The organism is Aliiglaciecola sp. CAU 1673, from assembly GCF_029223185.1.
Lineage (GTDB): Bacteria > Pseudomonadota > Gammaproteobacteria > Enterobacterales > Alteromonadaceae > Bowmanella.
Genome location: NZ_JARHUG010000007.1, coordinates 15,241 through 34,169, shown reverse-complemented (window position 1 = coordinate 34,169; position 18,929 = coordinate 15,241). Strand labels below are relative to the sequence as shown.

The window sequence follows — 18,929 nt, the reverse complement described above, 5'->3', positions numbered from 1 at the left end:
GGCAAGGAGGCTGAACCAAGAGGTAGCGGGTGGAGTTGATTCGCGGCCTGCACAATATTCGTGACAGGCATAAAGGCTGTGTGCTGACCATCGGTAAGTTTGACGGCGTGCATCTTGGCCATCAAGCGGTGCTGAGCAACCTGATCCGTAAGGCCAGGCAGTTAGGGTTACCTGCGACTGTGATGGTGTTTGAACCGCAGCCTGAAGAGGTCTTTCGTCCCGATAGCGCGCCTGCCAGATTGAGTCGACTCCGGGATAAATATGAGCAGCTCAAAGCCATCGGTGTGGATCGTCTGCTGGTGATGCGTTTTGACCGCCGTTTTTCCGAGTTATCTGCGACGTTCTTTGTCGAAGAGCTGTTAGTTAAACGCTTGGGCATCGCATTTTTAGTGGTGGGCGATGATTTTAAATTCGGAAAAGATCGCCAGGGCGACTTTTCTATGCTGCGCAGCGAAGGACAGAAATGCGGTTTTGAAGTGGTTAGCACTCAAAGCTTTCGTCTGCAGGACTCCAGAATAAGCTCCACAGCCATTCGCAGGGCGTTGGCTGAGTCGGATTTCAGCCTCGCAGAGGCCATGTTAGGCCGCCCTTACAGTATTGCTGGAAAAGTTGTCCATGGCGATAAAAAAGGCCGTGAACTGGGGTTTCCTACCGCCAATGTGTTGCTGAAGCGCGGTCGTTCGCCGGTCACCGGTGTCTATGCGGTGCGCGTCGATACCCATCAGGGCATATTTGACGGTGTCGCCAATATCGGTATACGGCCAACGGTTAAAGGCCAACGCTGTCAGTTGGAAGTGCATTTGTTCGATTTTGCGCAAAGCCTGTATGGCAAAGCTATCGACGTGCAACTGGTGGCGAAAATTCGTGATGAAATGAAATTCGACTCCTTGGCATCATTGCAGGTGCAGATTGCCAAGGATGCACAAGTAGCACGGGATTTGTTGGCCTCTTAGCAGCAGATACAGAATACATGGCCGACGTGCCAGAAAAATAGTGAGATAAAGGTTCGATGAGCGATTACAAACATACTCTTAATTTACCGGAAACCGAGTTTCCAATGCGCGGTAACCTGGCTCAGCGGGAGCCTGAGATGCTCAGCCAATGGATTGAAGACGGCCTGTATCAGCGTATTCGCGATGCTAAAGCTGGCAAAAAGCCCTTTATCCTGCATGACGGCCCTCCTTATGCCAACGGTGATATCCATATCGGCCATGCAGTAAACAAAATTCTCAAGGACATTATCGTTAAGTCCAAGACTTTATCTGATTTCGACAGCCCCTATGTGCCAGGCTGGGATTGTCATGGTCTGCCTATTGAATTGCAGGTGGAGAAAAAGGTCGGCAAGCCGGGCAAGAAAGTCTCCGAAGCCGAGTTTCGTCAGCACTGCCGCGACTATGCAGAGCAGCAAATTGCCGGGCAAAAGCGTGATTTCATTCGCTTAGGTGTACTGGGTGAGTGGGATAAGCCTTACAAAACCATGGATTTCCAGTCTGAGGCAGACATTATCCGGGTGCTGGGTAAAATCATCGACAATGGCCATATGGAAAAAGGCTTTAAGCCGGTGCATTGGTGCACCGACTGTGGCTCGGCGCTGGCTGAAGCCGAAGTGGAATACAAAGATAAAACTTCTCCGTCCATCGATGTGGCGTTTCCCGCAGTAGACGAGAACAAACTGGTCGCAGCCTTCAAACACCCTGAAAACCATGTGGGCGAAGGCCCGGTGTCTGTGGTGATCTGGACCACTACGCCTTGGACACTGCCTGCCAACCGCGCCGTCTGTGTCAGCCCCAAGCTGGAATATGTATTGGTTCAGGTGGAATCTGAGCAGGCTAAGCGCCGTTTGGTGCTGGCGGCCGAGCTGATGGACGAGTGCATGGACAGATTCGGCTTTAGCCGTTACCACGCCCTCGGCTATTGCAAAGGCGATGCCTTGGAAAACCTGCGTGTACAGCATCCTTTCTATGACTTCAGCGTGCCGGTAATTTTGGGCGACCACGTGACTACCGATTCCGGTACCGGCTGCGTGCATACCGCGCCAGGACACGGTGTGGACGACTTTAACGTGGGCAAACAGTATGACCTGGAAGTGGCTAACCCGGTAGGCGCCAACGGCGTTTACTTGGAAGACACCCCATTGTTTGCCGGTCAGCATGTGTTTAAGGCCAACGCCAATGTGGTGGATGTTCTCTCTGAGCGTGGCAATCTGCTCCATCACCACGCCTATGAGCACAGCTATCCGCATTGTTGGCGTCATAAAACACCGATTATTTTCAGAGCGACGCCGCAGTGGTTTGTGTCCATGGACAAGAATGGCCTGCGCCGTGATTCCCTCTCTGAAATCGCCAAGACCCAGTGGATCCCTGACTGGGGCCAAAGCCGTATCGAAAAAATGGTAGAAGGTCGTCCTGACTGGTGTATTTCTCGTCAGCGTACCTGGGGTGTGCCCATTGCACTCTTCGTGCATAAAGACACCGGCGATCTGCACCCCAACAGCCAAGCACTACTGGAAAAAGTGGCCCTTGAGGTAGAGAAAAAAGGCATTCAGGCCTGGTGGGATCTGGAAGCCGAAAGTTTGCTCGGTGACGATGCGCAAACCTATGTGAAGGTGCGCGATACCCTGGATGTATGGTTTGATTCCGGCGTGACCCACTATTTTGTGGTAGACAGACGTGACGATATCCCGGCCAGTGCGGATCTGTATCTTGAAGGTTCAGATCAGCATCGTGGCTGGTTTATGTCCTCGCTGATGACGTCGGTGGCGGCCAAAGGCCATGCACCCTATCGTCAGGTACTGACCCACGGTTTTACCGTGGATGCGCAGGGCAAGAAAATGTCCAAGTCGCTGGGCAATGTGGTTTCGCCCCAGGATGTGATGAACAAACTGGGCGCCGATATTCTGCGTCTGTGGGTGGCCTCTACCGATTATCGCAGCGAGATGACCGTTTCCGATGAAATTCTCAAACGTGCAGCTGATGCCTATCGTCGCATCCGCAATACTGCCCGCTTCCTGCTGTCTAATTTAAACGGCTTTGATCCTGAAACTGACTTGGTGCCGGCCGCGGAAATGGTGGCGCTGGACAGCTGGGCTGTGGGCCGTGCTAAGGCACTGCAGCGCGAGTTGGTTGAGGCTTATGACAAGTATGATTTCCTGGTGGTTACGCAAAAGCTGATGAACTTCTGTTCTATTGAGCTTGGCAGCTTCTATCTGGATATCATCAAGGACAGACAATATACCGCCAAGGCAGACAGCGTGGCGCGTCGTTCCTGTCAGACCGCCTTGTACCATATCGCCGAAGCCATGGTGCGCTGGATGGCGCCAATCATGAGCTTTACCGCCCAGGAAATCTGGCAAGCCTTGCCTGGCAAGCGGGATAAGTACGTTTTTACCGATACCTGGTATCAGGCGCTGGAAGATATGCAGCTAGGCGGTGAGATTGATGATGCCGACTGGCAGCAATTGATTCTGGTTAAAGATGAAGTCAATAAGACCCTGGAACGAGCCAGGCGCGATGGCGTTATCGGTGGCTCATTAGAAGCCGAAGTGACCCTCTATGCTGAGCCTGGCGTATACAACGCCATCAGCAAATTGGCCGATGAGCTTCGTTTTGTATTGATTACCTCGGCGGCCAAGGTGCAAAAAGATGCAGAGCGCCCCGACGACCTGCCGCTGTCTGAAATGCCAGGTTTGTGGGTAGCTGTAGCCAAGTCTGCTGGTAAGAAATGCGTACGTTGCTGGCATCATCGTGAGGATGTGGGCAGCCATGCCAAGCACGAGGAGCTGTGCTCCCGTTGTATTGAAAACGTAGAGGGCCAAGGTGAACAACGCCATTATGCTTAATGCAGTTAAAAATTCCGGCCTGCGCTGGCTGTGGTTAGCCGCGCTGGTGCTGGTTTTGGATCAAGTTACTAAACTGTGGGTAATTGATGCCATGCACCTTTATCAGTCGGTGCAGATCATGCCGTCATTTAATCTGACCTACGTGCGTAACTATGGCGCAGCTTTCAGCTTTCTGAGCGACAGCGGCGGCTGGCAGCGCTGGTTTTTTACCGCGATTGCTATTGGCGTCAGCGGCTTGATCCTCTACTGGCTCAAGCAGACCAAAGCCGAGCAGGTGCTGTTACCAAGCGCTTTTTGTCTGATCTTAGGGGGGGCCTTGGGCAACCTGTATGATCGGCTGGCCTATGGTTATGTGATTGATTTCCTTGATGTCTATTATGGCACCTGGCATTGGCCGGCGTTCAATATTGCTGATAGCGCCATCTGTGTGGGCGCCGCCCTTCTGATCATTGACTCCTTTCGTGGTGGTAAAGAGAAACAAGCATGACTGAGCAACTAATCAATGCCGGTAGCGAAGTGGTTTTGCACTTTGACCTTAAACTGCAAGATGGCTCAGCCGCAGACAGTACCCGAGTCAACGGTAAACCGGCTAAGTTGGTAATAGGTGACGGCAGCCTCACCGCCAATTTTGAAGCTTGTTTGATGGGATTAAAGGAAGGCGACAAAAAGTCCTTTACACTGGCCCCCGAAGACGCTTTTGGTTTGCCTAATCCGGACAATATTCATCATTTTGACCGCAGCCGTTTCAGTGCCGATGCACCAGCAAAGGAAGGCATGATTATCGCCTTCACTCAGCCTGGTGGTGTCGAGATCCCCGGGATTGTGCGATCTGTGGCCGGTGATTCAGTGACAGTTGATTTTAATCATCCATTGGCAGGGCAAACCGTTACCTTCGACGTAGAAATCCTCAAAGTCGGACAGGGGGCTTAAGATTATGCAAATCCATCTGGCCAATCCTCGTGGTTTTTGTGCTGGCGTAGACCGGGCTATCACTATTGTGGAACGGGCTCTGGAGATCTTTCCTCCGCCAATTTATGTGCGTCATGAAGTGGTGCATAACAAATTTGTAGTGGATGGGCTGCGTTCCCGGGGCGCCAAGTTCGTGGATGAACTACACGAAGTGCCGGACGACAGTATCGTCATTTTCTCAGCTCACGGCGTTTCCCAAGCGGTACGTCAGGAAGCCGAAGCCCGCGGTCTTAAGGTATTCGATGCTACCTGTCCGTTGGTCACCAAAGTGCATATGGAAGTGACCCGTGCCAGCAAGATGGGGGTTGAGTGTATCCTTATCGGACATCAGGGCCATCCAGAAGTGGAAGGTACCATGGGGCAATACAGCAATCCCAAAGGCGGTATTTATCTGGTGGAATCGGTAGAGGATGTTGCCAATTTACAGGTAAAAGATCCTACTGAACTCTACTTCTGCAGTCAGACAACGCTTTCGGTGGATGATACAGCCGACATTATTGATGCCCTGCGCGAGAAATTCCCGGATATTGAAGGGCCGCGCAAAGACGATATTTGTTATGCCACTCAGAATCGTCAGGATGCGGTACGCGAGTTGGCGGTGCGCTGTGACCTGCTGTTGGTAGTAGGAGCTCAGAACAGCTCTAACTCGAATCGTCTCAAAGAGCTGGCTGAGAAGATGGGCGCTAAAGCACATCTGATTGCTGACGCAGACTGCATCCAACCACAGTGGCTGGACAACGTAAAGCATGTCGGTGTAACAGCCGGGGCCTCGGCGCCGGAAGTGTTGGTAAAAGGCGTAGTAGAAAAGCTTAAAGAGTGGGGGGCCGAATCGGTGATTGAAACCCCGGGACGCAAAGAGAATATCGAGTTTGCGGTACCTAAGGAGCTGCGAATTAAGCAGGTTTCCTAATTCGGTGAACTAAATTAGTTAAACTGATTATCGCTACTTATACCCAAAAAGGCGCACTTAGCGCCTTTTTTGTTTGCTGCTGAATGCAAACTACTCTGGATTTTATACCTAAAGGGGTGGCAGGATAACCAACCTTGCAAGCTCATGGAGTACTGTAGAGACCGGAAAACGTTCTTTTCCGTCTCCAACGGAATAGGTCAGAGGAAAATGATAAACCGCAACACGCAAAGGAAAATGCATGGATTAGGCATGATCGAGGTCTTAGTTACCTTGTTCATCCTGTCTATTGGCTTACTCGGTGTTGCCTCGTTGCAGTTTATCGGCTCGTTCTCAAATGCCGATGCTCTGGATCGCTCTCAAGCGGTAGTGATCACTCAGCAACTTGCAGAGCGCCTGCGCGCCAGTGCTGACCTGTCTGCAACCACTAATGGTATGGTGGTTGATAACAGCTATTTTGATACCAATCTGTATAACTTCAAAAACCTCAGTGGTTGTAGCGGTGCGAATCCTTATAAATGCTACTGCCTGGCGAGGCCTGCCGCTATTCCCGATTGTCAGAACGGCGTTTGCTCGGCAGCCGAGTTTGCCAGTGCAGACGCTTATGATATGTCTTGCGCCATGGCCGCGACCAATCCTGCTGCCAATATCAGCTTAACCTGCGCAGATAACAATGTGGCCGACGCCGATGCCTGTAGTGTGGGCTCCAGGCATCGCATTATCATTGCTTGGCCAGCACAAAAGTGGCAGAACATTGACCGCGCGCTCAATCCCTTATGTAACGCCGATCCTAATGCCGAACCACAAGATTGCGTTACTTTGGATGTCACCTTATGAGACAGCGCGGCTTCACCCTCGTTGAACTGATGATCAGCCTGACCCTGGGCTTACTGATCTCTGCCGCTATTGTCCAGGTGATGGTCAGCAGCCAAGTCACTGAGCGTCTTAATAGAGCTGTCGCCTCGGCGCAGGAGAATGGGCGGTTCTTTATCAGTCGTATGCGTAGTGACCTGTTAATTACAGGATTCTATGACCCATTATCACCCAATTTAAGTCGCCTTGTGGATGTAGTGGATGAAGCTTCGTTCTTGCAAAACCGTCCGGTCATCCTGCCTGGGGATTTTATTAATATGCCTGCATTGGGCTCCGAACAAGGGGCTAATGGGGGAAGTGACAGGTTGGTGGTGGCCTTTCAGGGGACTGTGGACTGCCGCGGACTGCAGTTGGGTTACAACGGGGAAGAGTTCTTTGTTGTTAACGAGTACTTCCTGGACGGAGAAGAACTGAAATGTCGCGGTTTCGATGGCCGGGTATTGCGCGGACAAAAAGCGGCCGCAGGCAATAGCGGCAATACGGCCATTTCATTGATGGACAATGTCGTCAGTTTCCAAGTGCTTTATGGTGTGGGCAATAGCCAGGCTTCTGGCGATTTCTCAGGCCGCCCAGTCAGTTATGTCACTGCAGATCAGCTTCCTGCGCAGCGTGCCCTGAATGCCGGTGTAGTGGCCATTCGTCTGGCTGCCTTGGTCAAGGGAGATGGTGAGGTGATCATAGATCCCGCATCAAGCTTTAAGCTGCTTAATGAAAGCAGTTTTACGCCACAGGATAAGCGGCTTTATAAGCTATTCGAGACCACCATTTCCATCCGCAACATTAAAAATCAACTGCGAAGTAGAAAGATATGAAACAACAAGGCTTAGTGCTGGTTTTGGCATTGTTGGTGCTGATGAGCCTGACGATTTTGGGTGTTACAGCAGTTAGCAGCAGTTTAATGCAAAACAAAATGGCTGGCTCCATGGAGCGGCAGCTATTAGCTTTTGATGCTGCCGAGGCAGCCATCGCTGGTGTCATGTTTGAATCAGAGGATACAGTGGTACTGCAGGATGACAATTTAGTCGATCCGCTCTCTCAAGCCAGACAGGGTGCCGCCATTGACCTGGCCAATCAGGACTTAAGTTGTTTTGACCAAGTGAATTGGACTGACCGCGCTATCACCAATGCCGGTTTGCAGGCGGGGACTGAGCATCGTGCTGTTGGTAATTATAACGATGCACCCAAGACTCAAAGTTGGTCAAAAACCGCCTTCGTGGGCGAGCAGGCCTGTCTGGGCTCCAGCAACGTAATCGGCGGTAGCAATATCAGCTGCCATGTGTTTTTGGTGCGCGGTTGTGGCCAGATTGACGGTCAATCTTTCGCCATTGCTAATACCTTAAAAGCGGCGGTCTTTGCTCCCGCTCAAGGCAACCAGTTGTAATGAGGTGCATCATGTTAAAGCGGCACTGTTTGTTCTCTTTTTCTTCTTTTCTGATGATGGCGATGATTAGCGCAGCGGCCATGGGCGATGATTTGGAAATCTATTTGGGCACCGCCGGGAATCAAACCACTTATAAGCCCAATGTGCTTTTTATTATGGATACCTCGGGCAGTATGAGTAATAAGGACGACGGAACCTCCTCTCGCATGTCTCGGGTACAGGAAGGCCTTAAGACGGTATTGCAGAGTGCCACCAATATCAATGCCGGTCTTATGCGATTTTCTGATTACGGTGGACCCGTTCTGTATCCCGTGCGCGACATAGACGAACCTGTTGATCCAGAGTTTATCACTTCTGTGGCTGCACCATCAGACGATGCCCACGAGATAAGCAATGTTGTAACCCTGGGCGGCAATCAGGTAAAGCTTGTGGAAGGGACGGGAACCGTCACCACTGGGCTAAGATTTTTAAACGTCAATATTCCCCGCGGTGCCGCCATCACCTCTGCTTACATTCGCTTTACCTCTGCACAGCTTAATACCGGCGGTGCCAACCTGACTTTTCAGGGGGAGTTGGTGGGCAATGCCAGTACCTTTGCCTCAGGTAGTGCCAACATTTCCGCGCGCCCCAAAACAGTCAGTAGCCTCTCCTGGAATACCAATAACCAGTGGCCTGTATCTGGGGAATTGGTCAACACACCGGATATCAGTGCAGTTATCCAGGAAGTGGTCAATCAAGGTAGTTGGTGCGGGGGCAATGCACTGAATATCATCGTCACCGGTCAAGGCACCAGCGCCGCCAGCAATCGTTTGATCATGTCTCATGAAGAAGGCAGTAGCTTGTCAGCTCAGCTTGTTGTGGCCTATGACAAGACCAGCGCCACTGGGTGTATCAGCGGCGAATCGCAATATCAGGTCAGTAGCCAAAGCAATAACGTGGAAGAGAAGGGCGATGGTTATGATTCCACCGGTAATGAACTGACTTTTAACAAATCAAATAATGCCTTTATCGGTATGCGTTTTCAGAATGTTGCCATACCGAAGAACGCCACTATTCAATCTGCTTATATTGAATTTAGCGCTTATCAGAATGGCTCGGGCAGTGCTTCTTTTACTATATCGGCGGCCAATCAGGCCAATCCAGATGATTTCGATCCCCATAAACGCTACATGCTAAGGGATATGGCGAAAACTGCCGGGGTCACATGGTCAAATATCCCTAACTGGAGCAAAAATCAAAGTTATCAGACCCCTTCTTTGGTCACCGTGGTCCAGCAATTGGTTAATCGCGGTGATTGGGTTTCCGGTAATGCCATGGCTTTTATTGTCTCGAATTTTAATGGTGTGCGTGGGGCTTATACCTACTCCGGTAAACCGTCCGATGCCCCCAAGCTGGTCGTGAAATATCAGGGCAATGCCACGCCACAGTCTGTGGCCACGGTCAGGGAGCACCTTATCAATAAGGTGGATGAACTAAGCGCAAACGGCTACACGCCCATAGTCGATACCTTACTGGAAGCGGTGAACTATTACGGTGGCCTCAAGGTGGACTATGGCCTGACCCGCGGGAATGGTTCGGTTAGCAGCAGTGTACGCCGCGCAACACGCGTCAGTCACAGGCTCTCCTATACGGGTGCCGATGCGGTATTGCCCGTTGGTTGTAGCGCATCTGATCCGACCAACTCTGCTTGTGTAAACGAATATATCCCGACACCCGCTACTTATATTTCGCCTATTACCGATCTGCAATGCCAAACCAACAATCACATCGTGTTGTTGTCAGATGGTGAAGCCAATAATAACCATAGCGTGAGCAAAATTGAGGCTTTGTTGGGCAAAGCTTGTAGCGGCAATGGCGGGGAAGAATGCGGTATCGATCTGGTAAAAAACATCAGCAAAGCCAGCGATTCGGTGATCAATGCGCGCATCACAACCCATACCATCGGCTTCGCCGCTAATGCCACCGCCAACAACTATTTGAATCAATTGGCACTTAACGGTGGCGGCGGATTCTATACCGCTGATAGCTCAGCCAACTTGGTGGATGCGTTTCAAAGCATTTTGAAAACAGTGAAAGACGTCAATGCGACCTTTGTGTCACCGGGGGTAGCCGTAAACCAGCTGAACCGATTGACCCACAGAGATGAGTTGTATTTCGCCCTTTTTAAGCCTGCTGAAGGGACGGTTTGGCCGGGCAACCTCAAGAAATACAAAATCAGCGGGGACGTTGTGAAGGACAAAAATGGTTTGGATGCGGTGGATGATGGCACCGGCTTTTTCCATGACAACGCGCACAGTTATTGGTCTGTCCTGGCTGATGGCAATGATGTACGAGAGGGTGGCGCAGCCAGCCAACTGGATCTGGTGCGTAATATTTATTACTTCGACGGCCCTGGCAGCATCATGAATCAGTCCAATGTGCTACATGAAAGCAATAACAGTATTACCGAAGCCCACCTTGCCATCACCGGGCAGGCTGGCGCGTCGACCTTGCGTTCCTCTATTTTGCAATGGGCTCGTGGCGTCGATCTGTTTGACGATGACAATGATGGCAGTAGCACTGATGTGCGCTTGCAAATGGGGGACCCCATCCACTCCCAGCCAGTGATCGTTAACTACTCCAATACCGACAGTGCCATCTTGGTAGCGACCAACCAAGGCTTTCTGCATTCCTTTGATGCTGAAACCGGCGAAGAAAACTTTGCCATCATCCCTAAAGAGTTGCTCAGCAATCTATATGATTTTTATCAGAATAATTCCACCTTTGCCCATGTGTATGGTCTGGATGGTGATTTGGTCTTAAGGAACAATGGTGCTCAACAGATCCTGTACGTGGGTATGCGCCGTGGCGGACGCAATTACTACGCTTTTGACATCACCAATAAAACCAGCCCCAGTTTGATGTTTAAAATTGAAGGTGGGCAACCTGGTTTCGAAAAATTGGGACAAACCTGGTCTCGACCAACACTGACTAAAGTAAATATTGGTGGTTCCACCAAGACGGTGCTTATTTTTGGCGGTGGCTACGATGTAGACCAAGACAGTAAAACGCTGCGTGCACCTGATGTAGTCGGAAATGCTGTATACATGGTAGACGCAGATACCGGCGCCTTGTTGTGGTCCGCCAGTAGTAGTAATGCCAGCAAAGTCCTACCAGATATGAAGTACAGCGTTCCGGCGCGGATATCAGTGGTGGACAGGGAAAATGACGGTCTGGCTGACCATATGTATATAGCTGACACCGGAGGACAGCTGTTCCGCCTTGATATCCATCAGGGTAAAGGGGCTAACGATTTGGTAACAGGTGGGTTGCTGGCGACCTTTGCAAAGGATGGGACCGTTGCAGATAACCGCCGTTTCTATTATGGCCCGGATATCGCCGAAATCAGTTTGGCTAATGAGCACTACTATGCTGTGGCATTGGGCTCAGGTTACAGGGCCCATCCGCTGGATACGCAAATCCAGGATAACTTCTACATGATTAAAGACGCGGGTGTCTTTAATGTGGATGTGGACGGGAATTATGGTTTACCCGCTACAGCCTATACCAGTGCCGATTTGTACAATGCTACCGATCATTTGCTGACATCCAGTGATGTTGGTGAGCAGGCCATTGAAGCGGCTGCCTTTGCTCAAAAAGCCGGTTGGTATATCAGTTTAGGCAGTGGTGGTGAGAAGGTATTGGCGTCACCTCTTATACTCAATTATCGTTTGTTTTTTACTACTTATGTGCCTGCTTCAATCAGCACCAGCCAATGTGCTCCCCCAACGGGCAACAGCCGGGCGTATTTGGTGGAATTAATCAACGGTAATGCGGTAACGGATTTAAACAAAAACGATACCAAGGAGCATGCCGACCGCTATGCCACCCTAAAACAGACGGGTATTGCCCCTGATACCAAAATTCTGATAGAAGAAATTACTAAACCGGTGGTGTGTTTGGGGACCGAATGTACCTCGGCGGTGGAAGATGCCAATGATCCTTGTAAGTCGGAATTCGAATGCCTGGCAGAGCAGATCTACGGTCGCTATGAACGGGTACAGAAGAGCGCCTGGAAGACGGAGAATGAACGTGAACAATAATAATCGAGGATTTACGTTGGTGGAGCTGATGATAGTGGTTGCCATTATCGGTATCATCGCCAGCATTGCCTATCCCTCCTATACCAGTTTCTTAGTTTCCAGCAATCGCAGCGCCGCGCAGGCCGATTTAATGGCACTGGCAGCGGCCATGGAACGTCATAAAGCGGCTAACTATAGCTACAAAGGGGCCGCCAGCGGCGGTGCTGATACGGGATCTCCCGCTATCTTTCATGCTTACTCGCCTTCCACCGAGCCGGTAGCCAACAAGCGTTATGATTTGACCATTGATACTGTCTCGGCCAGCGGCAGTAGCTATGTGCTCAAAGCCAAGCCGGTGACCGGCACCAGTCAGAAAGACGATGGTGCCTTGTTTTACTACAGTGATGGCCGCAAGGCCTGGGATCAGAATAACAACGGAAGCGTCAGCGCTCAGGAGTTTTGCTGGAGTTGTTAGGATTGTGAATGCATAAAAAAGCCGCCAAGTCAGGTGGCTTTTTTAATGCATATTGACATGGGCTAAACACAACTTAGCGCATTGCCCTGCAAATCTTCATGTTTTCCGTCATTGTTACTGTCCTGGCTTAGTTTAAGCCTGCCTTGTATGCTCAACAACAAGGCTCTGGCAAACGCCGCATCGTTGTCTTCAGGACAAAGTAATACGTTGGCCGCAGCATTAGCTGACCCATTGCCATTGAAGCTAAGTGGATTATTTGGACCTGTTATTTTCAGACCGCTCGCCAGATGATCGGTTGCCGCCAGCAATTCTTCATTACCATTCACATTGCCGCTGCCATCCCAGTCTGCAAAAACCATTTTTGGTAACTGCCAATCGTTGCTGCAGGAGACAAAATCTGCGGTGGGACAAACGATGGTACTGACTTGCTGATCAATGGCATTGTGTCTGGCATATTGCACTACACCGCTGATCTCGTTCACCTGCGCAGTGATCCTGTTTCTGATAAGCAGATCGCGAACATTAGGACCGACCACGGTCAGCAAAATGCTGACAATCGCCACGCTGATCATCAGCTCCAGCAGAGTGACACCCCGTTCGACACCCATCAGCCTGTACATAGTCGTCCCTTTGAAAAACAGTTTCTTCAGACAATACCCTGTTTTAGACGCCAATAGCGTATGTAGAGATTGGCCTGAGTATTAAAACACGAAAAATTACCAGCAATTGGCTGGGGTTTTCACCATGGATTGATTCAGTGTCAATGTGGTGCAGCCGGTGTCTTTGGTCTGCGTTCCTTTGGCGGTAGCCGTCAGGGTGTAGGTGGTAGCCGTGGCATTGCTGATAGTAAAGACATAAAAGTCGCTGACTGGCACGGCAATATCGCCGCCGTCGCCATAGTCATTGTTCTGCAGACGATAGGCTTCTTCTTGAAGTTGTAAGCGCAGAAGCTCCTGCTGGGCGTTATCTCGTCTTGATTCCAATACCTGTCCTTGGTAAGCAGGATAGGCAATGGCGGCGATGATGCCGACAATCGCCACGACTATCATTAGCTCTAGCAATGTGAAACCTTGAATACGCTGCATCTGCTTTTCATACCTTTTTCATGAGTGCAATGGGCTACTATTTAGTCATTGCAACAACCTTTAGTTGGTGTTGCTGACTTTGGTGATTATAGAGCCGGTTTATCAGACTTGAGTATATAAATTGAAAACCATGTACCAACAATGCGGCCTGACGCTGCTTGAACTGCTAATTGTAATTGCTGTAGTGGCCATCACAGTGACCATGGGAGCGCCCGGCATTATCAGCGCCTTTCAAAGTCAGTATGTCAAAGGTGCTTCAGAAAATACTTACATGCTCTTTGGCTATGCTCGTTCCACGGCCATCAGCAATGGTGCCGATATGACGTTGGATATTGTCGACGGGACCAATTGGTGTATTGGTGTCAGTGATGCCGGTGCTTGCGATTGCTCGGTGGTAAATAGTTGCCTTGTGGACGGCGTAGAGAGAGTAGAGCGCGCCGCCGATTATCCCAATGTGCAGATGAGCAACGTCACCTTTGTGGGCAGCCAGAGCGTTATCGATGGTCAGCGGGGAATGGCGGTAGGTAATGCTGGCTCTTTGGAGTTTACCCGCAATAACGACAATCTGCGTGTGGTTCTGAGTAATCTTGCCCGTCCACGGATTTGTCTGGTGGGCGGTGATGTGCGGGGGTATCCGGCATGCTGAGTATGCAGAAACAAGCAGGTCTTGGGCTGGTGGAGCTGATGATTGCCTCCTTATTGGGGCTTTCCGCCATTGCGGCGCTTGCCTCAGTGATGGGATTGGGCATTGGTACCAGTGGAAATTTGATCAACCAGTCCAGGTTAAATGAGGAGCTTAAGGCCGTTTCTTCCCTTATCACCCGCGAACTTAAACGGACAGGTTACAACGGCAATACACTGGGGCTGGTCGGCGATCCTACCGCCAATCCTTCGGCGTTTAGCAACTCCCTGCAAGTCTCCGCGTTTCCAGGTGAAGCCAATAACAGCTGCATTCTGTTTAGCTATGACAGCAATGGCAATGGCGTATTGGATGTGGCCGGCACCAATGAAAATTATGGTTTTCGTCTTCGCGATGAGGCCATCGAGTTTCGTCAGGGCGGACTTGGCTGTGCCGATGCCGGCTGGCAGGACTTAACCGAGAAGAGCATGGTGGAAGTGTCACAACTGACTTTCAATATTACGCCCGTGACAGTGAATAACGTTACCCGCTATGACATCAGCATTACCTTGGTGGGGCATTTTGCCGCCAATCCAAGTCTGAGTCGCAGTTATCAGGAACAAGTGTCGGTGCGCAGCTATGACTAATATGAAAAGCTTTTCAAAACAGCATGGCGCCATGCTGTTAATCTCGGTGGTGCTGTTACTGATAATGGCCTTAGCGGTATCTATGTATACCGGACGGGTGAAAACCCAGGAACAACGTATCCTGCTCAATGAGCAAAACTACCGTATCGCCTTTAATGCCGCGGAATCCGGCGTGGCCCGCGCCCTGGGTATATTATCCGAAGAGCCCAGCTGGAATGGGGCAGCGGTGGTCAATCTGCTTGGCAACAACGCTTCCTACGCTGTGAATGGTGCAAGCCAGCAAGTGCCGAGGCAGTCTTCAACGGTTACTCTGGTTACCCTGAATGCTCAGGGCAATTCTCCTGATGGTTTGGCCACGGTCAATGTTCAGGAACAGGCCATGCTCTACACCGTACTTGCCAATCCCCCTGATGCGCCTTTGATTGTGGCAGGTGGCCTTAATGTAGGCGGTAACTTTGAAGTGGCGGCCAACCCCAACGGTGGTGGAACAGGTGTGCCATTGTCTATCTGGACCGATCAGCTGGTGGATATGAACAACGGTAGTGGCACTACCTGTGGCTTGCATGAACACCAGAATGGTACCTGTAGCACGGCTCCCTACTCCGAAAAAGGCTTCAAAGACCTAGATATCGTTGACAACGATCCTGGCTTTCCAACGGATCTGATGGAGTACTTGTTTAATGTGCCCGAAGCCGATTGGTCACAGCTTCGCACTGACGCCGATTTACGTCTTAACTCCTGTGCTGCACTGGGGCCGGCCAGTGTTGGTTTGATCTGGGTCGACGGCAACTGCACTATCAATGCCAATAATGTCGTAGGTAGTGTTACCGACCCGGTCATTTTAATAGTGACTGACGGTGATATCACCATGAACGGTGGCGCGACCCTGTTTGGGATCGTCTTTTCGTTCCGCAAACCCTCCACTGTGGCCAATTTTGAAATCAATATGATAGGTGGCGCCACCGTAAATGGTGTGGTCGCCTCCAATCACCCTGTTGGTCATGCCAATGGTACCTACAATGCGGTATACGATGCCGATGTGTTGTCGGCCATTGAACAGCATGATGCCTTTATGCGCGTAGCGCGAGTGCCAGGAAGCTGGCGAGATTTTTAGGAGCCGAACATGAAACAACGTGGCTTTACCTTAGTAGAAGTTCTGGTGGCCGCCCTGATTGTGATGCTGGGGGTGACCGGCTATGTCACGCTGCAAAGCGTGTATATGCGCGGGGATGCAACGGCGAATTTACGTGCCCAAGCCCAGCGTTTGGCCGAAGAAAAAATAGAAGACTTACGCGGCTTCACTCAGATTAGTGCCCAACCGGGGCAGTTTGCCTTCGTTAATATAGGAAACAATGTCGGCGGCAACTTGCCAGCCGGTAATGTGAATGTGCAACTTACCGAAGACGGCAGACAGTATAGCTTCAACCGAAGCTGGACAGTGCAGGACCAGTATTTTGTTGATACCAATGCCGACGGCCAGGGCGATACTTGGTTGGCCGCCGGTTCGCCAGGACTGCCGGCAGTATTACCACCCTGGCCTGCGCAAAAACAAGTTCAGGTCACGGTAACCTGGACAGATCAACAAGGTCAGGCTGAATCGCTTACCTTGGGGGCCAGTATGGCACCTGTTACCCAAAGTGGTAGTTATCAGGTGGCTAACGAGTCAGCTAATGCCAAGGCTTCACCAACGGTACCTTATGTGCCAGGTATGGCACCGGACGTTATCGCTTACGATCTGGGAAACAACCAGAAGGTGGAAACCAGTAAGCCGGTACCGGAAGTCAAGAAACAGGGGAGTAAGACCGAGGTGCAATTTGAAACCGTGCGCTATGTGGAACTGCCCGGCAATGTGACTAAATTGGAGCAGGAAGACTTTGTTACGGTTGAATGCAGTTGCAAGATGAAGGGCGTGGGCTCGGGCAAGACCCCGCATATGACCACCCTGGTGGGTGGTGAGCTGGCGGTATTACCCGGCACATTTATCAACAAAAGCACGGGCGAGCCGGCCAATAATCAACAGCCAACTTTGTGTACGCAATGTTGCCGCGACCACCATGATACGGCCAGTATGATCACCGATGAACAGTATTTCCGTAAGGAAGCGGGTGGCCCCCATACCCACCACCTTAATTTGGGTAATGGGAACTTCAGCCCTGTTGCTCAGGTGGGAGACACCTATGATGAAGTGTGCCGTTTTAAGCGCGTAGACGGTTTGTTTGAAATTTATCCTGACTGGCAGTTGCTGGATATGGTGGCTTTCGATGACGACCATCTGTTTTCACAGGCAAACCTGGATGATTACACCAAATACACGGTAGATCTTATCAGCAAAAAGGTTCAGGGATTGGCGGCCCCGGCTAAACCTGGTGGACGTAATATCACCGTACCACCCGGAGCTTTCCAGATTATTGCTCGGGGTATCTATTTAGATCCCATGAAAACCAGTCACCTTAATGAAGTTATCAAGCGCATCAATGCCAACGATGTAACTTGGAAAGCCATTACCCCTTTCTATGATGTGAATCTGACGCTACTGGCCAACTGGTCGACGGCGAATACCACCATAGCAAAGGTAACCCAAGAACCCATTCAGACCATTGTTGATCCCAACAATAACTATTACGGAACTTATAGCCGCGGCCGCTTAGAGGCGATTATCGATGGAGTGACCACCCTTAAGGTACAAAGCTATCCCTTTAATGCCGGTATTACCGGTGCTAATGCGCTGACGGCGGTAGAGTATACCGGCGCCAAATCAGATACCATTCAGGTCACAGTGGACGCCAAGACCGGCACGCAGAGATACTGGGGGATTACTGGTGATGTCAACTGCATCATGATAGTCAATGGGGTAAATCAGGCTTGTGAACTGAATAACAATAAGAAAGCAAACTATGTGGATCTGTCGAAGATGACCATAGTACCTGTACCCACTCAATTTACTTGTTTGATGAATATTCCCAAGGGTAATGCTACGCCCTTCTATAGCTGTAAAGATGTATCTGAAAATTGGACCGGCACCATTAACTTCGGCTTCAGCATGCCAGGCTACACTGTGACACTGAAGATTCAGCAGCCTGATAAGTCTGTAGTGACCACCAATAAGATTTCTCTGCCGACAGGACTCAAGCAGACCTCCAACCGGGAATACAACATTATTCTTGAGTTGGTGAAGTAAGGGCTGGAATTCATTATGATAGCCACACTGTTTTACATAGTGTGGCTACAAGTGAGTGTATGGACGTAAAAGCGATTATTGCTGAAATGCGGGTGTTACCCAGCATCGATCCGGAATTCGAAATCGCACGTCGGGTTAACTTTATTAAATCCCACGTGCGCCAATCCGGCTTAGATACACTGGTATTGGGGATCAGCGGCGGGATTGACTCCTGTACCTTGGGTAAACTGGCGCAAATGGCCGTTGACCAGCTTAATGAAGAGCATCACGAGCGCTATCAGTTTGTGGCGGTACGATTACCTTATTCGCAGCAGGCCGATGAGGCCGATGCTCAGGCCTGTATTGATTTTATTAAACCTAGCAAAGCCATTGCGGTCAACGTGCAACCCGGTGCCGACGCTATCCATGAACAAACCTGTACGGCGCTTAGTAATCTTAATTTGCTACCCCAAGATGAAGTGAAAAAAGACTTCGTCAAAGGCAATGTGAAAGCCCGTACCCGCATGGTTATTCAGTATGAAATCGCCGGCATGTTAGATGGTTTGGTATTGGGGACAGACCACTCCGCAGAGAACATCACCGGCTTTTACACCAAGTTTGGCGACGGTGCTTGCGACTTAGCGCCGCTGTTTGGCTTAAATAAGCGTCAGGTTCGTCAAATCGCTCATTATCTGGGCGCCCCTTTAACCATTATCGACAAGGCACCTACCGCCGATTTGGAATCACTCAGCCCGCAAAAAACGGATGAATCGGCCTTGGGGCTGACCTATGAGCAGATAGATGATTTCCTCGAAGGCAAGGATGTGGCGCCAGAAGTGGCTGAAAAGCTGGTGTATATTTACCAGCGCACCCAACATAAGCGCAGACCCATTCCTACCGTTTATGATGATTACTGA

17 protein-coding genes are annotated in these 18,929 nt (G+C 50.6%); 15 read left to right on the top strand and 2 right to left on the bottom strand.

Features of this window, described 5'->3' with window-relative positions:
- Positions 1-29: 29 nt before the first annotated feature.
- From ribF to P2G88_RS08155, 10 genes are all read left to right on the top strand, one after another.
- A complete protein-coding gene (gene ribF, locus P2G88_RS08200) occupies positions 30-953 on the top strand; it encodes a bifunctional riboflavin kinase/FAD synthetase (RefSeq protein ID WP_275795376.1) in 924 nt (307 codons plus the stop codon).
- Positions 954-1,009: 56 nt separating this feature from the next.
- Positions 1,010-3,838 (top strand): isoleucine--tRNA ligase, encoded by a 2,829-nt coding sequence (ileS, locus tag P2G88_RS08195; protein WP_275795375.1) that lies wholly within the window; start codon positions 1,010-1,012, stop codon positions 3,836-3,838.
- On the top strand, positions 3,831-4,325 hold the full coding sequence (gene lspA / locus P2G88_RS08190) for a signal peptidase II (protein ID WP_275795549.1): 495 nt from the start codon (positions 3,831-3,833) through the stop codon (positions 4,323-4,325). Before ileS ends, lspA begins: the two co-directional genes overlap by 8 nt.
- On the top strand, positions 4,322-4,768 hold the full coding sequence (gene fkpB, locus P2G88_RS08185; protein ID WP_275795373.1) for an FKBP-type peptidyl-prolyl cis-trans isomerase: 447 nt from the start codon (positions 4,322-4,324) through the stop codon (positions 4,766-4,768). Before lspA ends, fkpB begins: the two co-directional genes overlap by 4 nt.
- Before the next feature lie 4 nt (positions 4,769-4,772).
- Positions 4,773-5,717 carry a 4-hydroxy-3-methylbut-2-enyl diphosphate reductase gene (gene ispH, locus P2G88_RS08180; protein ID WP_275795372.1) on the top strand — a complete coding sequence of 315 codons (945 nt, stop codon included), beginning with the start codon at positions 4,773-4,775 and terminating at the stop codon, positions 5,715-5,717.
- A gap of 249 nt (positions 5,718-5,966) precedes the next feature.
- Positions 5,967-6,551, top strand: a complete 585-nt coding sequence (locus P2G88_RS08175) for a pilus assembly protein PilV (protein ID WP_275795370.1) — start codon at positions 5,967-5,969, stop codon at positions 6,549-6,551.
- A complete protein-coding gene (locus tag P2G88_RS08170; RefSeq protein ID WP_275795368.1) occupies positions 6,548-7,399 on the top strand; it encodes a PilW family protein in 852 nt (283 codons plus the stop codon). The genes P2G88_RS08175 and P2G88_RS08170 overlap by 4 nt, the downstream gene beginning before the upstream one ends.
- Positions 7,396-7,968 carry a PilX N-terminal domain-containing pilus assembly protein gene (locus tag P2G88_RS08165; protein ID WP_275795366.1) on the top strand — a complete coding sequence of 191 codons (573 nt, stop codon included), beginning with the start codon at positions 7,396-7,398 and terminating at the stop codon, positions 7,966-7,968. The genes P2G88_RS08170 and P2G88_RS08165 overlap by 4 nt, the downstream gene beginning before the upstream one ends.
- A gap of 11 nt (positions 7,969-7,979) precedes the next feature.
- On the top strand, positions 7,980-12,050 hold the full coding sequence (locus P2G88_RS08160; RefSeq protein ID WP_275795365.1) for a PilC/PilY family type IV pilus protein: 4,071 nt from the start codon (positions 7,980-7,982) through the stop codon (positions 12,048-12,050).
- Positions 12,034-12,504, top strand: coding sequence for a type IV pilin protein (locus P2G88_RS08155; protein ID WP_275795364.1), 471 nt, complete (start codon positions 12,034-12,036; stop codon positions 12,502-12,504). Before P2G88_RS08160 ends, P2G88_RS08155 begins: the two co-directional genes overlap by 17 nt.
- Before the next feature lie 62 nt (positions 12,505-12,566).
- Here the strand turns inward: P2G88_RS08155 and P2G88_RS08150 are convergent, their stop codons facing one another.
- Together P2G88_RS08150 and P2G88_RS08145 are read right to left on the bottom strand one after the other, a co-directional pair.
- Positions 12,567-13,124 (bottom strand): GspH/FimT family pseudopilin, encoded by a 558-nt coding sequence (locus P2G88_RS08150; RefSeq protein WP_275795362.1) that lies wholly within the window; start codon positions 13,122-13,124, stop codon positions 12,567-12,569.
- 96 nt (positions 13,125-13,220) lie between these two features.
- A complete protein-coding gene (locus P2G88_RS08145; protein ID WP_275795361.1) occupies positions 13,221-13,589 on the bottom strand; it encodes a type IV pilin protein in 369 nt (122 codons plus the stop codon).
- A gap of 130 nt (positions 13,590-13,719) precedes the next feature.
- On the opposite strand from P2G88_RS08145, the gene P2G88_RS08140 reads away from it, so the two are divergent.
- From P2G88_RS08140 to nadE, 5 genes are read left to right on the top strand one after another with little or no spacing between them, the layout of a single operon-like run.
- A complete protein-coding gene (locus P2G88_RS08140; protein ID WP_275795360.1) occupies positions 13,720-14,235 on the top strand; it encodes a GspH/FimT family pseudopilin in 516 nt (171 codons plus the stop codon).
- A 2-nt stretch (positions 14,236-14,237) separates the two neighbouring features.
- Complete coding sequence (locus P2G88_RS08135; protein ID WP_275795358.1) at positions 14,238-14,855, top strand: hypothetical protein; 618 nt, start codon at positions 14,238-14,240, stop codon at positions 14,853-14,855.
- Positions 14,848-15,969 (top strand): PilX N-terminal domain-containing pilus assembly protein, encoded by a 1,122-nt coding sequence (locus tag P2G88_RS08130; protein WP_275795357.1) that lies wholly within the window; start codon positions 14,848-14,850, stop codon positions 15,967-15,969. The genes P2G88_RS08135 and P2G88_RS08130 overlap by 8 nt, the downstream gene beginning before the upstream one ends.
- Before the next feature lie 9 nt (positions 15,970-15,978).
- A complete protein-coding gene (locus P2G88_RS08125) occupies positions 15,979-18,033 on the top strand; it encodes a prepilin-type N-terminal cleavage/methylation domain-containing protein (protein ID WP_275795356.1) in 2,055 nt (684 codons plus the stop codon).
- A 59-nt stretch (positions 18,034-18,092) separates the two neighbouring features.
- Complete coding sequence (nadE, locus tag P2G88_RS08120) at positions 18,093-18,929, top strand: ammonia-dependent NAD(+) synthetase (protein ID WP_275795355.1); 837 nt, start codon at positions 18,093-18,095, stop codon at positions 18,927-18,929.